Source organism: Pseudomonas sp. WAC2, assembly GCF_030403525.1.
In the GTDB taxonomy this organism is placed as follows: domain Bacteria; phylum Pseudomonadota; class Gammaproteobacteria; order Pseudomonadales; family Pseudomonadaceae; genus Chryseomonas; species Chryseomonas luteola.
The window spans coordinates 382,093-401,087 of sequence record NZ_JAUEPD010000004.1; the positions used below are offsets into that span (position 1 = coordinate 382,093).

At 53.2% G+C, this 18,995-nt stretch carries 15 protein-coding genes and 1 pseudogene; 10 read left to right on the forward strand and 6 right to left on the reverse strand.

Annotation, left to right across the window (positions count from 1 at the left end; translation table 11 throughout):
* Positions 1-5: 5 nt before the first annotated feature.
* On the forward strand, positions 6-332 hold the full coding sequence (locus QWJ10_RS11335) for a hypothetical protein (RefSeq protein WP_289926375.1): 327 nt from the start codon (positions 6-8) through the stop codon (positions 330-332).
* 130 nt (positions 333-462) lie between these two features.
* Here the strand turns inward: QWJ10_RS11335 and QWJ10_RS11340 are convergent, their stop codons facing one another.
* Positions 463-1,614 (reverse strand): acyltransferase, encoded by a 1,152-nt coding sequence (locus QWJ10_RS11340; protein ID WP_289926376.1) that lies wholly within the window; start codon positions 1,612-1,614, stop codon positions 463-465.
* A 503-nt stretch (positions 1,615-2,117) separates the two neighbouring features.
* Here QWJ10_RS11340 and QWJ10_RS11345 point away from each other — a divergent pair.
* Positions 2,118-4,187 (forward strand): acyltransferase family protein, encoded by a 2,070-nt coding sequence (locus tag QWJ10_RS11345; RefSeq protein ID WP_289926378.1) that lies wholly within the window; start codon positions 2,118-2,120, stop codon positions 4,185-4,187.
* Between the two features lie 150 nt (positions 4,188-4,337).
* On the opposite strand, the gene QWJ10_RS11350 is transcribed toward QWJ10_RS11345, so the two are convergent.
* The 4 genes and pseudogenes from QWJ10_RS11350 to QWJ10_RS11365 form a co-directional block, all read right to left on the reverse strand.
* A complete protein-coding gene (locus QWJ10_RS11350; protein ID WP_019366064.1) occupies positions 4,338-5,204 on the reverse strand; it encodes an ABC transporter permease in 867 nt (288 codons plus the stop codon).
* A gap of 100 nt (positions 5,205-5,304) precedes the next feature.
* Positions 5,305-6,072 (reverse strand): annotated as a pseudogene (locus QWJ10_RS11355) (ABC transporter ATP-binding protein); the annotation flags it as partial.
* A 67-nt stretch (positions 6,073-6,139) separates the two neighbouring features.
* Positions 6,140-7,030 (reverse strand): TauD/TfdA family dioxygenase, encoded by an 891-nt coding sequence (locus QWJ10_RS11360; RefSeq protein ID WP_289926381.1) that lies wholly within the window; start codon positions 7,028-7,030, stop codon positions 6,140-6,142.
* Between the two features lie 61 nt (positions 7,031-7,091).
* Positions 7,092-8,114, reverse strand: a complete 1,023-nt coding sequence (locus tag QWJ10_RS11365) for an ABC transporter substrate-binding protein (RefSeq protein ID WP_289926383.1) — start codon at positions 8,112-8,114, stop codon at positions 7,092-7,094.
* 321 nt (positions 8,115-8,435) lie between these two features.
* On the opposite strand from QWJ10_RS11365, the gene QWJ10_RS11370 reads away from it, so the two are divergent.
* The 8 genes from QWJ10_RS11370 to QWJ10_RS11405 all read left to right on the forward strand — a co-directional run bounded on the left by QWJ10_RS11370 (position 8,436) and on the right by QWJ10_RS11405 (position 18,001).
* Positions 8,436-9,320, forward strand: a complete 885-nt coding sequence (locus QWJ10_RS11370) for an EamA family transporter (protein WP_125888836.1) — start codon at positions 8,436-8,438, stop codon at positions 9,318-9,320.
* 154 nt (positions 9,321-9,474) lie between these two features.
* Complete coding sequence (locus QWJ10_RS11375; RefSeq protein WP_289926385.1) at positions 9,475-11,925, forward strand: EAL domain-containing protein; 2,451 nt, start codon at positions 9,475-9,477, stop codon at positions 11,923-11,925.
* Positions 11,926-12,120: 195 nt separating this feature from the next.
* Positions 12,121-12,525 (forward strand): RNA polymerase-binding protein DksA, encoded by a 405-nt coding sequence (gene dksA / locus QWJ10_RS11380; RefSeq protein ID WP_289926388.1) that lies wholly within the window; start codon positions 12,121-12,123, stop codon positions 12,523-12,525.
* Positions 12,509-13,747 carry a zinc metallochaperone GTPase ZigA gene (gene zigA / locus QWJ10_RS11385; protein ID WP_289926390.1) on the forward strand — a complete coding sequence of 413 codons (1,239 nt, stop codon included), beginning with the start codon at positions 12,509-12,511 and terminating at the stop codon, positions 13,745-13,747. The genes dksA and zigA overlap by 17 nt, the downstream gene beginning before the upstream one ends.
* Before the next feature lie 215 nt (positions 13,748-13,962).
* Entirely contained in the window at positions 13,963-15,006 is a 1,044-nt protein-coding gene (locus tag QWJ10_RS11390) for an ABC transporter substrate-binding protein (RefSeq protein WP_289926525.1), read from the forward strand.
* Positions 15,003-16,043: an iron chelate uptake ABC transporter family permease subunit gene (locus QWJ10_RS11395; RefSeq protein ID WP_010798954.1), complete on the forward strand. Its 1,041-nt coding sequence runs from the start codon at positions 15,003-15,005 to the stop codon at positions 16,041-16,043. The genes QWJ10_RS11390 and QWJ10_RS11395 overlap by 4 nt, the downstream gene beginning before the upstream one ends.
* Complete coding sequence (locus tag QWJ10_RS11400; RefSeq protein ID WP_019366073.1) at positions 16,040-16,801, forward strand: ABC transporter ATP-binding protein; 762 nt, start codon at positions 16,040-16,042, stop codon at positions 16,799-16,801. The genes QWJ10_RS11395 and QWJ10_RS11400 overlap by 4 nt, the downstream gene beginning before the upstream one ends.
* A 402-nt stretch (positions 16,802-17,203) precedes the next feature.
* The gene (locus QWJ10_RS11405) at positions 17,204-18,001 is read left to right on the forward strand and encodes an undecaprenyl-diphosphate phosphatase (RefSeq protein WP_074828313.1); all 798 of its coding nucleotides are present in this window, start codon (positions 17,204-17,206) and stop codon (positions 17,999-18,001) included.
* Between the two features lie 324 nt (positions 18,002-18,325).
* On the opposite strand, the gene QWJ10_RS11410 is transcribed toward QWJ10_RS11405, so the two are convergent.
* Entirely contained in the window at positions 18,326-18,943 is a 618-nt protein-coding gene (locus QWJ10_RS11410; protein WP_289926393.1) for a histidine phosphatase family protein, read from the reverse strand.
* Positions 18,944-18,995: the final 52 nt, after the last annotated feature.

Consider the following 18,995-nt stretch of genomic DNA (forward strand, 5'->3'; position numbering starts at 1 on the left):
CTATCATGGATCTCAACAACCCAACCCTTGATGACTTGAAACAACTTTATGCCTCCTGCAAGGACAAAAATGATCACCACATCCTGTGGATTTGCTCATCCGGCAAGGTGCATATCGACCGGCTTCCGGCAAACGTCGACCCGGAAGCCTTCGAGAAGGAAAAACCGAACATGAAGGTTCGCTTCAAGACCTATCATCGTGGTAAAGGCTATGTTGGCAAGACCGCTGCAGCTGACGAGACGTTCATGTCACGTACGTACCGCACGCTTCTCGAACAATGGTCGAAGGCTCAAAGCAGCCCGCGTGTTCAATACATAGAAAAATACTTCTAAGACTATTCGGGCAGCCCTTGCGGCTGCTCTTCTGACATAAAAAAACCAGGGCATGCCCTGGTTTTTTTATGCTGTGGTCCGATCGCAAAAAAGCGATCTCCCACAAGGCCGCGTAGCGACTAACAATTCATCAAGGAGGCGGTGCCAATGCTTCAATGCCTTGCTTGGGCTTGAGGATAAATGGCTTTTCAATCATAAGAAACGTGATCGTCGAAATACCGCAAACCAGCAACAGGATAAAAGGTAAAAACGCAAGGTAGCTGGTAACGCTTCCGCCGGTTACGGCAAAGCCATTGCACAGCGTAAAGACAACGTACAGAACGATGCCATGTAGCAGATAGATGCTGTAGCTGATCTCGCCCAAGGTTTTAAGGCCGCGCCGACTGAGTAGGCCAAACAGATCATTTCCTAACGCCATGATCAGAAAGGCTATGCCCAACATGCTTACCTGCAACAGCGAAAAGTAGTCATCCAATCCCATGCTGATACCAATCATTGCCACGGCAAGCAGCGTCGCAGGTTTGCTCCTGAGCTTGGGAATCCAATGGGGACGGTGGTTTTTAACAAGCACCGGTAGGAAACCGGCCAGAAACAGAATGCCTAATGACGCATCAATAAAGTGAAAATAATGTGCAGGTATTACAGCAAGGGCGACAAGCAGAGAACCAGCCAGATACCAACCATAGCCTTGGCGATTCAACAGGGCAGCTAAGACCGGTAAAAGTAGATAGAAAAACCATTCGTACTTTAGCGTCCATTGAACACCTGCCGTTATCAGCCAGCTGTCTTCAAACCCGTTAAAAGAGGATCCTTTGAATACTCCCCACCGCGCTATTTCCTTGGCCAGCTGAGGCAGGCTGACCAATTGAAGCTGAGTCTGATAAAAGCTGACAGCCGCTACCACTAGAACAGCAAAGATATATAAAGGCATAATTCTTTTAACTCTAGAACTAAAAAGCCTTTTCCAGTCAATACTACTTTTGTTATATATCTTTCCAAAAAAAAGAAACCCCGTAATCATAAAGAACATGGATACTGGAACAGCACCCATGTTATTCATGATGGTATTAGCAGATTTTCCCCACTCTCCTGTCATTTTCCAATTATAAGTGACAAAAAAGTGAGAACATACGACTGATGTTGCCAGCAGGCCTCTAAGCGCATCCAGCGGAGAGGAACGTGAAAGCGCTTGATTTGAAAGGATGGTCGTCCTGCCAAAGACGTGGTCAAGTACAAGGAGCGAAATTATATACAGAAATATAATCCCAAAGGTCATCGTCATTTGGTTGAGTTCTCTTCCAATAATTCCATTTATGATCAGTCAGACAAACACGTTGATAGACACTACGGTTTATCCGACTTCAGCCATAGCCAGACACACGCCAAGAAAGCGCTGTGATAGAGAGCCTCATCGTAAAGAAACCCACCCTGATTAAACAATGATAGCCATTTGACCAATGCGCTTTGCAGACCCTAATCGTGAAGTGATCTATTGGTTATTACATACTAGACTTTCTTTTTTGCCTGTCACGCTAAAAATTAGCTAAAAGCTGATACCGCCCCACTTGATATTAAATTGATATCTCAGTTAATTCCGTGACATCACATTGATATCACATATCATAAGAATAAAGAGCGCTCATTACTTCTATTTTATTTAATAAATTAACTACACAGTACACACCGGATAATTGATCTAATTCACAAAAAAACTTATACCATTTTTTTGATATGAACTAACTTAGCAGCGGTGAAAGTTCTCATCTCATCGGAGCATGTTTATTTATGGAAAGGGATTACAGAAGTGACATAGATGGTTTAAGAGCAATAGCTGTGCTGCTTGTATTACTTAACCACATAGGATTGTCGAGTTTTGCTGGCGGCTTTATCGGAGTAGATGTGTTTTTTGTAATCTCAGGCTTTTTGATTACGCAAAACATAGCCACCCAAGCAGAACGAGGCAGTTTCAGCTTTATCCGTTTTTATTTAAACCGCATCAAGCGCTTGATGCCTGCGCTGACAGTAGTCATTTTCTGCACAAGCATTGCCGCTTTTTTTGTTTTATTACCAAATGATTTAATTGGTTTTAGCCGAAGTGCACTGTTTTCCTACTTCGGACTTTCGAATTTTTACTTCTGGAAAGATACGGATGGCTACTTTTCATCCAGCAGTCACGAGGTTCCCCTGCTGCATACCTGGTCACTGGCAGTTGAAGAGCAGTACTATTTTGTCTGGCCGTTGCTATTTCTGCTCGGCTATCGCCTGTTAGGTAAACAACTGTTCAACTGGGCGATCCTTGCCGTACTGGTCGTTGCCATTGTCATCTCCGAGCTAGGCGCGCTATACAAGCCATTGTCCGCCTACTATCTTTTGCCGACACGGGCCTTTGAGTTACTGATTGGAAGCGCTTTGGCCATGCACTGGAGAACGCTGGGCAATCCTGGCAAACACTTGTCTACCCTTGCAGGTCTGGCAGGTCTTGCTCTGATCCTGATACCGGCGTTGGTACTGGACAAGGCAAGCCCTTTCCCAGGGCTGAATGCACTCTGGCCGTGCCTTGGAGCAGCATTGCTTATCTGGTCCGGCGGTCATCATCGTACCGTAGCGTCTCAGTTGTTGTCGTTGCGGCCGCTGGTGTTCATTGGCCTGATTTCTTATTCCTTGTATCTATGGCACTGGCCGCTGATCGCTTTTCATAACTATGTTCATGGAAAGATTACGGCGACAGATCAGATCATGCTGGTCAGCGTTTCCCTTGCGCTGGCATACCTCAGCTGGCGCTTCGTGGAGCAGCCTTTCCGTACTCAGATCAAATTCAAGCCGCAAAACACCTTCGCGTTTCTTTATCTCTTGCCGGTCCTGATGACAACGTCATTTCTAGTGGTAGCTGCCAAGCTGGAAGGCTTTGCGTCCAGGTACGACAGTACGCTGCTGACAATGGATAAAAACGTCAAGGAAGTCTTCCCCAAGCTAAGGGCAGGATGTTTCAACGGCGCGGACCTGTTGAATCCGTTATCTGCAGATCAGTGCAAACTCGGTGTTCAGGACAAGAAAGAAGTAGATGTTCTGCTGGTAGGTGATTCGCACGCCGGGGCAATTACCGGCATGATCGATGTCATGCTCAAGGAGGCTAATCTTCGCGGATACGACATCACCCGCTCCAATACTATCTACCTGCCAGGTGTGGCGGGTGTTCATGTGAACCCACGTCGCAATCACGTCGACAAGTCGATTGAGCTGACCTCCCCGGTCATCAGTAACCTGATTGAAAAGAGTCAGTTCAAGTATGTGATTCTGTCCGGGCGTTGGGCCATGTATCTGTATGGCTTGAACGAGCCGGGGATGACGGATTTCTACCGTATCAGCCCCGACGCGCCTAGTGACGACTTTATCGCCATGAATACGCTGCAGACCGGTCTTCAAAACGCGGTGGCCAAGATTGTGGCGTCTGGTGCTACGCCTGTCATTATTGAGGACGTTCCAGAAATGGGCGAAGACCTGCACCGCTGCGATATCAAGAAGCTGGCCTTCGAGCTGGATGGCGACTGTTCTATTCCAGTCGTTGCGGTAAATGAGCGGCAAAAAGACTTCGACACGATTATCGATAACCTGAGCAAGGTACATCCAGGCATTGTTGTGATCGACCCGAAAAGGGTGATCTGTGATACCGAACGCTGCTACTCGTCGCTCGAGAATGTACCGCTCTATATGGATGGGGACCACTTGAACACGGTCGGCTCCTCACTCATTGGGCGCAAATACATCACGGCTTATGGCAATCCGTTCAAGGTGCCTCAAGGTCTGCTGCAGACATCCAACGCTGCGAGCAGTCAATCCAGTACCGTTATACGTTAGAAAGAGAATGGCCCGCCCAAACGGCGGGCCATCGACCTTTACCTTGATGCCCCTACTCCTGAGCGGTCATACGATATCGATCAATAACGTTTTCCAATAGGCTGGTATTATCGGATGAACAAAGCTGACTGAATAGGTGTTACCCGCAGCTTAGCGCTGCATTCCCCACCGCTTGACCGTAAGACGCTCAAGACTTGCGAACACCAGCCCTTCTACCAAAAGCCCTATAATGATCACAGCTGCCAATCCTGCAAATACGCGGTCGGTGTACAGCTCGTTCCGGTTTTGAAAGATGAACCACCCTAAACCACCCTTCCCGCTCGACGCGCCAAATACCAACTCAGCGGCAATCAATGTACGCCAGGCGAACGCCCAACCGATTTTCAAGCCAGACAAGATCGAAGGAAGTGCGGCGGGAATAAGAATATGCCAGACATACCGCAGGCCGGTGAGGCCATAGTTTCGTCCAGCCATGCGGAGTGTGTCGGATACGCCGAGAAACCCGGAATAGGTATTAAGCGCCATTGGCCAAAGCACAGAGTGCACTAATACAAATATCAGACTCCCCTCACCCAACCCGAACCACAAGAGCGCCAGCGGTAAAAGAGCGATGGCAGGCAGTGGATTGAACATAGAGGTCAGCGTCGAGAGCACATCTCGCCCCACTCGTGTTGAAACCGCCAGGGCACTTACGGCCAATGCCAGAGCGATACCCATCACATAGCCTTTGAGCAACGTGCCAAGGGAGATCGCCACTTTCGCTGGCAATTCTCCGGTTACCAGCCCATCCCAGAAGGCGGCTGCCGTCTGCAGGAAGCTGGGTAGCAACAGATCGTTCTGCTGCCAGCGGGCAGCCAGTTCCCAAGTCATAATCAATACGACCAAAATCAACCCTTTTCGAAGCCATGTCTGGTTTAACAAGCGGCTCGTCAACGGCAAGGGCTGCGCCAGTGGAAGGTCGGTCAGGGGGGTGAGGTGACGTAAATATTCGGCACGGACAGGAGGATGCTCGTTCATAACGAATCTCTAATGGAGAATGGAAATCGTCAAGCACCCGTTAGGTAACGGTGCCCGGCCCGGAAAACAGAAGCTGATGGATACGCTGAGCGGTTTGCTAGAAAGCGGGACTACCGAAATCATCCATGCCAAACTGATGACTGTTGATCTCTGCTCTGACACGACCAGGATGAGGCGACAGCAGCAGGATTCGATTGCCTACCACAAGCGCCTCTTCAATAGAGTGCGTCACGAAAAGCAACGTAAACCGTACCTCCTCCCACAAGGTGAGCAACTCCTCCTGCATCTTCCGGCGGGTCAGTGCATCAAGTGCTGCAAAGGGCTCGTCCATCAGCAATATGCGCGGTTGCATGGCCAGGGCGCGGGCAATCGCCACGCGCTGTTTCATGCCTCCCGACAGCGTATGGGGATAAGCTTCTGCAAAACCTGCCAGCCCCACTTTATCCAGGTAGTACAAGGCGCGTTCTCGCGCTTCACTTCGCTTTAGCAGGCCGCTTGCTACCAGTGGGAAAAGAGTGTTTTCAAGCACAGTTTTCCAGGGAGGAAGCTGGTCGAACTCCTGAAAGACCACAATCCGATCGGGCCCAGGTCCCTTTATGCGTTTTCCATCCAACCGAATCTGTCCGCTGACGGAGGGCAAAAATCCCGCAACCGATTTGAGAAGACTGGACTTACCACACCCTGACGGCCCAAGCAGCACAAACCGGTCGGCAGGAAAAACATCAAAACTGACATCGTGCGTTGCACGGACGCGCCGCGTCGGCGTGCTGTATTCAAGGCCCAGCGCTTCGACATTGAGAAGCGGCTGCCCCAGGTCCGTCGGCAATGGGGTTACCTCGGCAGGTTTTATGGCATGGGCGGCGGTCATGGGACTCTCCCGTCAACAATAGGGGAAGGCACTCTCGCCAAGTCAGGCGTCGAGAGCTTAAACACGATCAGAACGGTGCATCGCCCTGAATCGTGGTCCGGTAAAGTTTGCGCCGTAAATGATTCGGGCAGCCGGTGGCCAGGTGGATCAGCGAACGGTTATCCCAGAAGACCAGATCGTGGGACTGCCACTGGTGGCGGTAAAGATGTTCGGGTAAGACGCTATGGGCATAGAGCTGAGCCAGGATGTCTCTGCTTTCGTCCTCAGGAAGCCCTTCGATTCGAGTGGTAAAGCCTTCGCTGACAAATAATGCCTTTCTACGCGTTTCCGGATGTGTTCTAACGACGGGATGAACCACCTCCTTGACCTCGGCCAACTGCTCTGCAGTCAGGGCAGGTCGCCAATTACCCTCAAATTTAGGTTTGCTGTAGGTGGCGGTATAGGAATGTGCCGCTTTACGGTGCTCTACTGCTTTTTGCAGGCTTGCAGGCAGGGTGTCCCACGCTAAGTGCATGTTGGCAAAAAGCGTATCTCCGCCCTCCGCTGGTAACTCCTGCGCATGCAACATCGATCCAAGACTCGGTAGCTCCTTGTAGGAAAGGTCCGAATGCCAGAACTTGCCCGCATCGCCCAAACCAATCGGCTGACCGTTTTCGATGATGTTGGATACGATCAGGATTTCAGGATGGCTGGCCAACAGGAACTGTTTGAGCACATGGATTTGCAGTACACCAAAGCGGCGACTAAACGCGATTTGCTCTTTAGGTGTGATGTGCTGATTGCGAAAGACCACAACGTGATGGTCCAGATGAGCACGATGTACCCGGATGAAGTCTTCCGCGCTCAAGGGCAGGGATAGATCGATGCCGATGATCTCAGCGCCCAGATTACCAAAAGGCCTGACCTGGAAAGACTGGTGACTGACAGCTACGTGATGGGTCGAAGGTACAGCGGACATGACGGTATCCTCTTTATATCAGCGACAACGTAAGGGAGCGGATAAAACAGTCGGGCGAAAATCAGCTACCCGACAAATCGTGAGCCTCGGGAAAAAAGTAGTCTTTCCAGCAGCCGGCCCGGTTTTTCAGTACGCCGAGTTCATGTAGCTGTTCGGCATAGATAAAGGTGCGCTCGGGTGTGATCGTGAAGTCAATCTCAGGATCCAGGACGATTTGCTGAACAAGAGGTAACGGCAGCTTGGAGTTCTCGACTCGAATGTAGGTCTGCGCAGCAGCGGCTTTGTCTGCATTGATAATGCGCGCCGCTTCGCCGATAGCTTGGTAGAAAGCGCGGTAGGTCTTGGGGTTGCTATCGTGGAATTTTTCGGTGGTGTACAACACATTAAACGTGGCGGGGCCGCCCAGCACGTCATAAGAGCTCAGCACTTTGTGAATATTTGCATGCTCCAGGGCCTGGTATTGAAAAGGCGGACTGGAAAAATGTGCGGTAATCTGCGCACCTCCGGCAATCAAGGCTGCGCTCGCATCCGGATGGGGAAGACTTACAGAAAGGGTATCGAATTTCTTAAACTGATCCTTGCCAAACACCTTGGCAGTCTCGATCTGCAAAGTGCGAGACTGAAAGCCGACGCCTGCGGCAGGTACAGCGATACGGTCTTTGCCGCTAAAGTCCTTGATGGACTTGATCGCAGGATTATTGGTCAGAAGATAATTGGGCATTGAGCCCAACGCCGCGATGGCCTTGACGTTTTGCCGGCCACGGGTACGGTCCCAGACGGTCAGCATAGGGGGAACCCCTGCAGAAACCACGTCCAATGAGCCAGCTAGCAAGGCTTCGTTCATGGCGGTAGCGCCAGAAATGCTTCGCCAGTCCACCTCAATGTCCAATCCTTCTTCCTTACCGTATTTTTCGATAAGTTTCTGGTCGCGAACGACATCAAGTATGAGATAACCAATCCCGAATTGCTGAGCGATGCTGATTTTACCTTCGGCCTGCGCCTGGGTATTGCCAAGTAGTACGCCGGTAGCCAATGCCAGGGTAAATAGCAGTTTAAAGGCCGGACGGTAAGACGCGCTTTTCATCTATTGCTCTCTGCGTGGAGTCGACGAGCCTCTGGAATCAGCCAGATGGCAATCAATAGGTGGTCCAATGCGGTCCGGTTGTCCGGTGGTATATAGCTTAGTGATATTGGAATCTTTATATAAATTCTATTTTTGCATAAGCATATGAACCTTCCGTTCATACAGCTCATCTTTCCCCTTACTGTTCGCCCTGAAATTCATCCAGCTGTATCTGTAGTTACAAGGTGTTACCACCTAAGGTACAAACCAAGGGGCCAGTCAGGGATGCCAGACCGGCTTTTTTGCAGCCTCCGGCTGCCTCATCTGGATAACGAGTTGCACATGTCCCCTAAGGATCTGCTTCTGGCCCTTGTCGTCATTGTGGCGTGGGGGCTTAATTTCGTGGTGATCAAGATCGGACTGCATGGCGTACCTCCCATGCTACTTGGCGCGCTGCGCTTTACCCTGGCGGCCCTACCGGCAGTATTCTTCATCAAGCGGCCCGCCATTCCATGGAAATGGTTGTTGGCCTACGGCGCTACTATTTCATTGGGCCAGTTTTCCTTCTTGTTTTCGGCCATGTATGTGGGTATGCCGGCAGGCCTTGCCTCGCTGGTACTTCAAGCTCAGGCATTCTTTACCCTGCTGATGGCCGTTCTGTTTCTGGGCGAGCGCTTCCGCCCCCAAAACTTAATCGGACTGCTCATCGCCGCAGGTGGGCTGATTTTCATCGGACTGGAGAGTGGCGGAAACCTGCGTGTATTGGGATTTGTCCTCACCCTTTGTGCGGCTGCCATGTGGGGGATGGGAAATATCGTCACCAAACGCATTGGTCAGGTCGACATGCTGGGGCTTGTTGTATGGGGCAGCATTGTTCCACCGATCCCCTTTTACCTACTGTCGTACTGGCTTGAAGGTCCTGACCGGATAGTAAGCGCCCTACAAGGGATCAGCACATCATCGATTCTGGCCGTCATTTATCTGGCCTTCATTGCAACCTTGCTGGGCTACTGCCTGTGGAGCCGTCTGCTCTCGCGTTATCCGGCAAGCCAGGTTGCACCGTTTTCGTTGCTGGTGCCCATTATCGGTATCGCTTCGGCAGCTGTATTTCTGGATGAGCAGCTCACGTCGTTCCAACTGGTCGGTGCTCTGCTCGTCATGGGGGGATTGGCGGTCAATGTATTTGGTGGCCGTCTGTTTGCACCGCGGCAACGTGTATTGAACTGACACGCCTGTTCCTGCTGTTTTCTTTAGCGAGCCGTCCTCCAGCGGTTCGCTTTTTTTTTTTTGTAAAAACCCGTAAATCCGGCAACAGTTAAACACACCTTCCGCCGATACCTTTTCATCAAACTGCCACTTATGGCATTGCTGGAAAGGTTTCATGTACAAACGTTCGAAAGCCACCAGCCAACGTACTCATCGAGTCGTATGGCCCTTCATCTTCATCGTCTGCCTGCAGGCGCTGGTGGCTGTTACCAGTCTGAATCTGCTGTCGACTGTCAGAGGCTATGTGACGGCTGAGAGCTTATGGAGCAAAAGCCTGGGCAACGCCATGCTGGCGTTGAACACTTACATCGATACGGGCGAGCCGAGCCACTACCAGATTTTTCTCGACTACTTTAAGGTCAATCAGCTCGATCGGCAGGCGCGTGACCTGCTAGCGGCACGTGGCGACCCTGAAGAGGCGTATAAACTGCTGGTTGCGGCGGGCAATCACCCTGCTGACATGCCGGGTATGATCCGCCTGTTTCGCTGGGCTCATACTGTCAATCCACTTCGGCAAGTTATCAATCACTGGCATGTGACCGACCCCCATATGGATGAGCTTCAGGCTTTGGCTCAAACGGTATATGCCCGCTCAGCGGATGCGTCGCTGCGAGACCGTGAGCACTGGAAGCAACAATTGCTCATGCTGCATAACCGTATGCTGCCGGAAACCATTGCCTTTTCTCGTGTGCTAGGGGAAGCCTCACGTCACTTCATTCACGTCCTGCTTCTCATCAATTTGGGAACTGCTCTGCTGCTGGTGGGCCTGACGACCTGGCGGATGCATACGCTGGTCATGCAGCGCCGCGCGTTCGAGCGGGCACTTCAAAAGGAGAAAGAACGGGCACAGATTATCCTCGCCTCTATCGTCGATGCCGTTATGGCAGTCAATGCCAATGGGCGTTTGGAGTATCTCAATCCAGCTGCGGCGCGCCTGATTGGTCATACAGCGGAAGCGGCTGTCGGAAAACCTGTCGATGCGCTACTGGATATCCAGACTGAAGACAGTGGCACCTCGACCCCAGTACCTGTCAGCACTCGGCTATTTGCAGGTGAATGGCAATCCAGCGACGTAACCACGCACTACACCTTGCGCTGCAGTAACGGCAAGTCACTTCCCGTTGCCCTTGCCAGCGCTCCATTGGGACAGGTGAATGGACAGGCGGGCGCTGTCCTGGTGTTGCATGATCGGACTCGCGAACGGGAGTACCTTGATCAGCTGGCATGGCAGGCCGCTCACGACCCTTTGACAGGGTTGCTTAACCGACGCGAGTTCGAGCGGCGGCTAACACTGCTGCTGGAAAACACACAGGTCAAGCACGCGTCTCTGCTTTTCTTCGATCTGGACCAGTTCAAGATCGTCAATGACACCACCGGCCACTTTCAGGGCGACCGCCTGCTGCTGCAGCTCTGCACCTCCCTTCAAAGCCTCTTGGATGCCAACGACACGTTGGCAAGACTGGGGGGCGATGAGTTTGGTGTACTGCTTGAAAACTGCACCCCTGAGGCTGCCGAGTCCCTTGCCGAGCGCTTGCGGCTGCTGGCCCGCAGTCAGGACTTCCAGGCAGCAGGCCAATCCTTCAAGGTGGGCCTGAGCATCGGTATCATCCATCTGGGTGGCCGGGAACTCAGTAGTGAAGATGCCCTGCGCATGGCGGATCTTGCCTGCTATGCTGCCAAGGACAAAGGCCGCAACCGGATCCAGGTCTACACCTATGATGATAAGGAAATGACCCAGCGTCAGGGCGAAATGACCTGGGTGCAGCGAATTCACAAGGCGCTGGACGAGGATCGCTTCTGTCTGTACGCCCAGCCTATCTATGGAGTTGGCCCACAGACTGCACATGATCGCCATGTCGAGGTCCTGCTCCGGCTTCACGACGAACAAGGCACGCTGATAGGCCCGTTCGCGTTCATTCCTGCTGCCGAACGCTACGGCCTCATGGGACTACTGGATCGCTGGGTCATCAACGAGGCTTTTGCTATCTGCGCCACCTTGCCACCGGAGCTGTTAAGCGTATGCGCCATTAACCTGTCAGGCTCGTCATTGGGCGATATGTCCCTGATCGATTACATCCAGGATCGTTTGGCCCTGCACGCAGTTGCGCCCAACCGGATCTGCTTTGAGATTACCGAAACCCACGCCATAGCCAACCTCAATGCCGCACGTACGTTTATCGAGACCCTAAGAGAGTTGGGTTTTCGCTTCTCTCTGGATGATTTTGGCGCAGGGATGTCTTCGTTCACATACCTCAAACATTTACCGGTGGACTATCTCAAGATTGATGGCAGCTTTGTGAAAAACCTGCTGGAAGATCCGGTCGATCGAGCCACTGTTGATGTGATCAATCGTTTGGGTCATCTCACCGGCAAACGCACCATTGCCGAATTTGCAGAGACTTCCGCCATTATCGAGGCCTTGAAAGTGCTCGGCGTAGATTATGTACAGGGTTATGCCGTCTCCCACCCTCAGCCATTCACCCGTCAGATATGCGCTCAATGGGCTACCGAACTATGGGCGCCTGAGGAGCCTCAAGCAGACATAAAGCCTGTTCATTTCAACTGAATCTCTCACTGCCCCAACGGATCGGTTGGGGCACGTTGACTTTTAATCCCCTTCAGATGCGTGGTTACACTTATAGACTGGCTGCGTAGCTCGGCCTAACTGATCTCGCTACCGTAAAAGGCACAGCTGGAGAGGCATTGATTCGTCCTAAACGATCCTGTATTGTTATGTTATAACATTTATAGGTTATTTCTTATGAACGAGCATGAGCTCATGGCACAACCTGTAGAAGCCTATATGAGTGAAGCCCAACAGGCTTTTTTCAAACAGCTGCTGGAGACCGAACGGAAAGAGTTGTCTCGCCAGATCGATGCTGAATTCCAGGCACTAAGAACGCTTGAGTATTCTGCAGATGCCGCAGACATCGCCACTCGGGAAGAGCAGCAGCAGTGGCAGCTACGCCAACTGGAGCGCCAGAAAAAGCTGATCGACAAGATTGACGCCACTCTCGATCGCTTGGCTCAAGGTACCTACGGCTGGTGCGAGGAAACGGGTGAGCCTATAGGCCTTGGCCGGCTACTGCTACGCCCGACAGCCACCCTTTGTATCGAAGCCAAGCAACGACAGGAACAACGTGAACGCCATGTCCGCCAGGATTGATCCCTCCCCTTCTCTTTCTTCATTGCCTGTAACGGTACTGTCCGGCTTTCTGGGTGCCGGCAAGAGCACCTTGCTGAACCATATCCTTAAAAACCGTGAAAACCGGCGGGTTGCGGTCATCGTTAACGACATGAGCGAAGTCAATATCGACGGAAGCGAAGTGCAACGTGACGTCAGCCTCAATCGCGCAGAAGAAAAACTGATCGAAATGAGCAACGGCTGCATCTGTTGCACGTTGCGTGAAGACCTGCTTGAAGAGGTCAGCCGCTTGGCACGCGAAGGCCGCTTCGACTACCTGCTCATCGAGTCGACTGGCATTTCCGAGCCGCTTCCGGTTGCCGAGACGTTTACCTTTCGAGACGAACAGGGTACCAGTCTTGCCGATCTCGCACGGCTCGACACATTGGTCACCGTTGTAGATGGTGTCAACTTTCTGCAGGATTACCAGAATGCCGATAGCCTGGCTTCGCGCGGTGAGACGTTAGGTGACGATGATGAGCGCTCCATTGCCGACTTGCTGATTGAGCAGGTAGAGTTTGCAGACGTCATTCTGATCAGCAAGATAGACCTGATCAGCCAGGCCGAACGCGAAGAGCTCGTTGCGATTCTGAAGCGACTCAATACGCATGCCTGTATTTATCCAATGGTAATGGGTGACGTCCCGCTGGACATGATTCTCAACACCGGCCTTTTCGATTTTGAACGCGCCGCACATGCGCCGGGCTGGCTCAAGGAAATGCGTGGCGAGCATATTCCTGAAACGCAGGAGTATGGCATTGCCTCTACGTCCTATAAGGCACGCCGCCCCTTTCATCCCCAACGTTTCTTCGACTTTCTGAATCAGGATTGGCATAACGGGCAACTGCTTCGCTCAAAAGGATACTTCTGGCTGGCCTCCAAGCCAGAAGAAGCCGGTAGTTGGTCTCAGGCGGGAGGGCTCATGCGCCATGGCCCGGCGGGCCAATGGTGGCGCTTCGTCCCTAAGACGTCCTGGCCTCAGGACGACGAAAGCCTGGAGAGCATCATGGCGTGCTGGAACCCGGAGGTAGGCGACTGCCGCCAGGAACTCGTGTTTATCGGTCAGAATGTGGACTTCGAGCTATTGAAGAATGAGCTGGACCGTTGCCTGCTAACCAATCAGGAGTTTGCACTAGGGTCGCACGTCTGGCGTACTTGGCCCGATCCTTTTGGGGACTGGACAGACGATCAGGCAACCAACTGATCGGACACCACAGTAGATTGTAGAAGCGTGCTTCGCTCTTTCATGCCGAGCATTACTTGGTCGCACCGTTGTGCCTGAGTGTAGAACCTGCCTAAAACCCCTCTCGCTATTCAGGCTCAAGCATGGATAGCGGCTTGAGGGTTATCATGGGCGTTTAATGGGACGTGTCATCCCTTACAAGGAATATCATGCGGTTTGCTTGCGTTAAATCGGCGATGCCTGCTCGTCGAATCATTCCACTGCTGGGATTATTTCTGGTATCAGTCACCTCATTTACCAGCGTTGCCTTGGCTGAAAACCATACGACCTATCCGCTTACCGTGACAAATTGCAGACATACACTGACCTTTGCGGATTCGCCCAAGCGAGCCGTTACGCTGGGACAGGCCAGTACAGAGTTGTTGCTCTCGCTGGGCCTGGCTGATCGAATGGTGGGAACAGGCATCTGGTTCGGTCCGATTCAGCCCACCCTCAAGGCCGATAACGATAAGATTCCTCGGCTTGCTGATAACGCACCCAGCTTTGAAGCGGTCGCCAACACATCGCCGGATTTCGTCGCTGCGCAATACACCTACCATGTTGGTCCGAATGGCGAAGTGGCCACGTTCGAACAGCTGGCGTCACTGGGTATCCCTGCCTATATAGCGCCGAGCGATTGCGAGGGGAAAGAGGTAACGGCTACGTCCAATGCCGACGGTAGCCGCACCAAACCGTTCACGCTCGATCTGATAACCCAGGAAATCCATGAGCTTGCACGTATTTTTGATGTCCAGGCGCGCGGGGATGCCCTGGCCCATCAGTTGGATGAGCGCTTGAAGCAAGCTATTGCCCAAGCCGGGCAACACAAGCATATGCCTCAGTCGGTCGTGTACTGGTTTTCCAGCTCACGCCTGGAAGGTGATCCATGGGTAGCCGGTCAGCAGGGTGTCCCGGCGTATATTTCAGAGGTGCTCGGCCTGAATAACGTTATCCAGAGCAACGATGAATGGCCCAGCGTCAGCTGGGAGCAGATTGCCGCCCAGGATCCGGATCTGCTTGTCATCACGCGGATGGAAAGACGCCTCTATCCGGCAGACGATGTGGAGAAAAAACTTGCCTTTCTTCGCAGCGATCCCGTAACACGTCAGCTCAAGGCCGTCCGGAATAATCAGATTATCGTTGTGGATGCGCAGTCACTTAATCCTTCGATGCGCGTTCTGGACGGTATCGAGGCGATTTCCAGTGCTCTGGAAACGTCTCACTCCAGGCCAGCCCAATGATACAACCGCTGTCCAATGATCGCGGCAGGCCCTGGCGCCTGCTGTTTGCGTTGCTGTCACTGGTTTCGCTGGGCGTTTCGATATTAATGGCGGCATCGCTGGGAGAAATGCAGATTCCCTTCGATATTACGTTGAAGGCCATCCTCAATGGGCTGGGCTGGGGAGACTATGCACTTAACCCGATCCAACAGGGCATTGTCTGGGAATATCGACTGAGCCGCGCTCTGGTCGCTGCATCCTGCGGTGCCGGGTTGGCATTATGCGGTGCGATTCTGCAAGCTCTCCTACGCAATGCGCTGGCCGAACCCTACGTGCTGGGCATTTCGGCGGGTGCGTCTACCGGAGCGGTTGTCGTTATGTTGCTGGGCATAGGTGCCGGCACCCTAAGCCTTTCAGTTGGTGCATTCCTAGGTGCAGTGCTGGCCTTCGTACTGGTTCTGCTTCTGGCAGCAAAGCTCAACAGTGGGCCGACCCGCATTTTGCTGGCAGGCGTGGCAGGCTCCCAGCTTTTCAACGCCCTGACGGCGTATATCGTGTCAACGTCCGCCAACGCCGAGCAGGCTCGAAGCGTGATGTTCTGGCTCCTGGGGAGTCTGGGCGGTATCCGCTGGCCGGACGTCACCCTGGCCGTGGGTGCGGTCGGCATTGGCCTCGTGGCCTGCCTGTTTTTCGCCCGTACGCTGGATGCGTTTTCGTTTGGTGAAGAAACCGCAGCCTCTCTGGGTGTTCCGGTAATCGCCGTACGCCTGATTCTTTTTGCGCTGACAGCACTGATTACCGCTACGATGGTCAGCCTTGTAGGCGCGGTAGGGTTTGTAGGCCTGGTCATTCCCCATGCCGCACGCTTTCTGGTAGGTCCGTCGCACACTCGACTTCTGCCCGCATCCATTCTGCTGGGTGCCAATTTTCTCGTGCTGGCGGATATCGTCTCTCGCATACTGGTTCCCCATCAGGTCCTGCCTATCGGGGTCGTGACCGCGCTGGTAGGCGCGCCGGCCTTTGCGCTGATCCTGTATCGTACGAGGACGTCACCATGACCCTGGCTGCACATCGCGTCTCCTGGTCGGTGAGTCGTCGCCTGCTGGTGGATGGCGTAACGCTGGAAATTCCCAAGGGAGGCGTCATAGGTCTGATCGGCCCTAATGGGTCGGGAAAATCTTCGCTGCTCCGGTTGCTGGCAGGCTTGCGCACCCCTACGGACGGCAGCGTCACGCTGGATAACGACCCGGTAAGCCGCCTGCCTCGGCGTACGGTGGCGCGGCGAATCGCTATGGTCGAGCAGCACGCTTCGACCGAGGCTGACCTATCGGTCCTGGAAACGGTACGCCTGGGCAGAACGCCTCACCGCACGGTACTCGCGCCCTGGACAGCCAGGGATGACCAAGTGGTGGAGCAAGCGCTACAGCATGTTGGCATGCACAACAGCCGGCATCAGCGTTGGCACACGCTTTCCGGTGGTGAGCGCCAGCGGGTACAGATTGCGCGCGCCCTGGCCCAGGAGCCAACCGAACTGTTGCTGGACGAGCCGACCAACCATCTGGATATCCAGCATCAGCTCGAGCTGCTTTCACTGATTCACCGCCTTCCACTGACCTGCGTCCTGGCCATCCATGATCTGAACCTGGCGGCTATGTTTTGCGATACGCTGGCCGTTCTACACAAAGGCCGCTGCATTGCCTCGGGACGGCCGCAAGAGGTGCTTACGGCAGAGCTTATCCATTCGGTGTATGGCGTCAGAGCAGAGGTAGCCCCCTCCGCCTATCACGGAAGACTGCATATTCAATACCTGATATGAGTCGCGCCACGTCTCAAGTATCGAGGGTCCGGAATAACGCCTGCCTGTCAGCCCGAACCATAGCCAGTTTCAACAGCCATCTCACCCTGTGTATGTCTTCTTTATCCGATTAATACAGCCAGTACCGTCACCATCGCCAACCCAATCGGCAATGCTGCATTACAAGATCGCTTGTAAAAATTACGTGAAAAAAATGTCTAATCTTTGTGGACGACTCTGAAAACGGGATCTTTTTGAGTGAAAGGAATCACACTCTCAAAAGCTTATTGGCTTTAAAAGGAACTAACCCCATTTTTGCCCCCCAATGCAATTCATGTTTGGGCAACTGCCTGCTGTGTTTGCATTGCAGGGCTAGCAGTGTCCAGCTTTAACTCAGTTACCGCTATGCAGTAAGGACACCTAATGGAATGGTTCCACGTATTAATCCTTTCACTCATTCAAGGGATTACCGAGTTTCTACCTGTCTCCTCCTCCGCACACCTGATTCTACCCTCCCAGCTCTTTGGCTGGCCGGACCAGGGGCTCGCCTTTGATGTGGCCGTACATGTAGGAACCCTTCTTGCGGTGGTTCTGGCCTTTCGTCATGAGGTTCTGGCGACAGCCATGGGCTGGACCCGCCAAGTTGTAACGCGCCAGTCGAGCCCGGAAAGCCGGCTTGGCTGGGCGATCATTATCGGTACTATTCCAGCAGCACTGGCAGGCCTCATGCTGGAGCATTACATCGAAAGCTATGCCCGTGCAGCCTTGGTAATCGCGACCTCCACCATCGTTTTCGGCTTGATCCTGTGGTGGGCGGACGCCAAAGGCAGCCGTACCCGGGACATGGATAGCCTGAGTTGGCAATCAGCCCTGGTGATTGGTCTGGCGCAAGCACTAGCGCTGATCCCCGGCACATCACGCTCCGGTATCACCATGACCGCAGCGCTACTGCTTGGTTTTACGCGTCAGGCAGCAGCCCGTTTTTCCTTCCTACTGTCGATTCCGCTCATCCTGGCTGCCGGGGGACTCAAGACCGTTGAACTGATCCAGACGGGCACCGATGCACAATGGGTCGATATTGCCTGGGGTGTCGGACTGTCGTTCATCTCAGCATTGCTGTGCATCAAGCTGTTCCTGAAGGCCCTCGACAAAATCGGCATGCTTCCATTTGTGATCTATCGCCTCGTGCTTGGCGCAGTGCTGTTCGCCTTGTTTATCTAAATCACTCACACAGGGCGGTCTGCTACAGGCGGCCTGCCCTGGTGAAAACTAGATGTTTTCAGCGCAAAAACAAAAACCCCGCCGAAGCGGGGTTTTTTACTCACTCTCTCTGCATCCTGCAGAGCAGCCATCCTGGCTAATCAATCATCCGTGATCTGATGCAGCACATCCTGTGCTCAAGTGATGCGCATAGAATACAGAGCAATACAGGAACGCCATAGCGCCAACCCTGCACACAGCGTGTAAGCCTTTTGCTATACCGAGCGGGAAATAGGCTGACACGGTTCTAAAACCCCTAGTCTCAGCATTGGCAGATGGCAGAGCTCAGTTGCCGCTGGGAGCCTGACTTCCCTTTAGCCAGCAGAAGGATTCAGGGCGAAGCATGAGTACCTGCCCTTGCGGAATCAGCAGGTGTGGCGCCTGTTCGTATGGAATACACCCATATAGCGCCATCAACGTTCGGATAATGCCTGCATGGGCAACCAGCACGGTGTCTTGCTTCAGATCTTCTCGGAAATAAGCCAGTCGAAGCAGGGCCTGGGCATAACTTTCGCCCTCTTCGAACTGGAAGTTAAAGGCGTCCTTTCTCCAGTGGGTAAAGGCCTCAGGATAGCAGCCCTCAATCTCATCCCAACGAAGCCCCTCCCATGTACCAAACGAAATCTCAGCAAGGCGTTCGTCGGCACGATACTGCTCGGGTGGCAACGTGAGCTGGGCCCGAACGATCTCCATTGTTTCACGGGCGCGAATCAGAGGACTTGAAGCGAAGTCCAGCGCACCAGGACTGGGTAACAGCCAATCGAGCAGAACCCCCACCGCCTGTGCCTGCTCTCGACCCTTGGCGTTGAGCGGTATGTCTCGGCGGCCCTGCATGCGACTCTCAACGTTCCAGTCGGTCTCTCCATGCCGGATCACATAGAGCGTTGGTGCCTGAGCAGTCATCACATGCTTCCTTATCGGATCAGTTAAGCGGCGGGACCACAAGCCTATCACT

What these genes read in the sequence shown, in the direction of transcription:
- QWJ10_RS11335 (WP_289926375.1), top strand. Translation starts at nt 6, where the DNA reads ATGGATCTCAACAACCCAACCCTTGATGACTTGAAACAACTTTATGCC.
- QWJ10_RS11340 (WP_289926376.1), bottom strand. Translation starts at nt 1,614, where the DNA reads ATGACGATGACCTTTGGGATTATATTTCTGTATATAATTTCGCTCCTT.
- QWJ10_RS11345 (WP_289926378.1), top strand. Translation starts at nt 2,118, where the DNA reads ATGGAAAGGGATTACAGAAGTGACATAGATGGTTTAAGAGCAATAGCT.
- QWJ10_RS11350 (WP_019366064.1), bottom strand. Translation starts at nt 5,204, where the DNA reads ATGAACGAGCATCCTCCTGTCCGTGCCGAATATTTACGTCACCTCACC.
- QWJ10_RS11360 (WP_289926381.1), bottom strand. Translation starts at nt 7,030, where the DNA reads ATGTCCGCTGTACCTTCGACCCATCACGTAGCTGTCAGTCACCAGTCT.
- QWJ10_RS11365 (WP_289926383.1), bottom strand. Translation starts at nt 8,114, where the DNA reads ATGAAAAGCGCGTCTTACCGTCCGGCCTTTAAACTGCTATTTACCCTG.
- QWJ10_RS11370 (WP_125888836.1), top strand. Translation starts at nt 8,436, where the DNA reads ATGTCCCCTAAGGATCTGCTTCTGGCCCTTGTCGTCATTGTGGCGTGG.
- QWJ10_RS11375 (WP_289926385.1), top strand. Translation starts at nt 9,475, where the DNA reads ATGTACAAACGTTCGAAAGCCACCAGCCAACGTACTCATCGAGTCGTA.
- dksA (WP_289926388.1), top strand. Translation starts at nt 12,121, where the DNA reads ATGAACGAGCATGAGCTCATGGCACAACCTGTAGAAGCCTATATGAGT.
- zigA (WP_289926390.1), top strand. Translation starts at nt 12,509, where the DNA reads ATGTCCGCCAGGATTGATCCCTCCCCTTCTCTTTCTTCATTGCCTGTA.
- QWJ10_RS11390 (WP_289926525.1), top strand. Translation starts at nt 13,963, where the DNA reads ATGCCTGCTCGTCGAATCATTCCACTGCTGGGATTATTTCTGGTATCA.
- QWJ10_RS11395 (WP_010798954.1), top strand. Translation starts at nt 15,003, where the DNA reads ATGATACAACCGCTGTCCAATGATCGCGGCAGGCCCTGGCGCCTGCTG.
- QWJ10_RS11400 (WP_019366073.1), top strand. Translation starts at nt 16,040, where the DNA reads ATGACCCTGGCTGCACATCGCGTCTCCTGGTCGGTGAGTCGTCGCCTG.
- QWJ10_RS11405 (WP_074828313.1), top strand. Translation starts at nt 17,204, where the DNA reads ATGGAATGGTTCCACGTATTAATCCTTTCACTCATTCAAGGGATTACC.
- QWJ10_RS11410 (WP_289926393.1), bottom strand. Translation starts at nt 18,943, where the DNA reads ATGACTGCTCAGGCACCAACGCTCTATGTGATCCGGCATGGAGAGACC.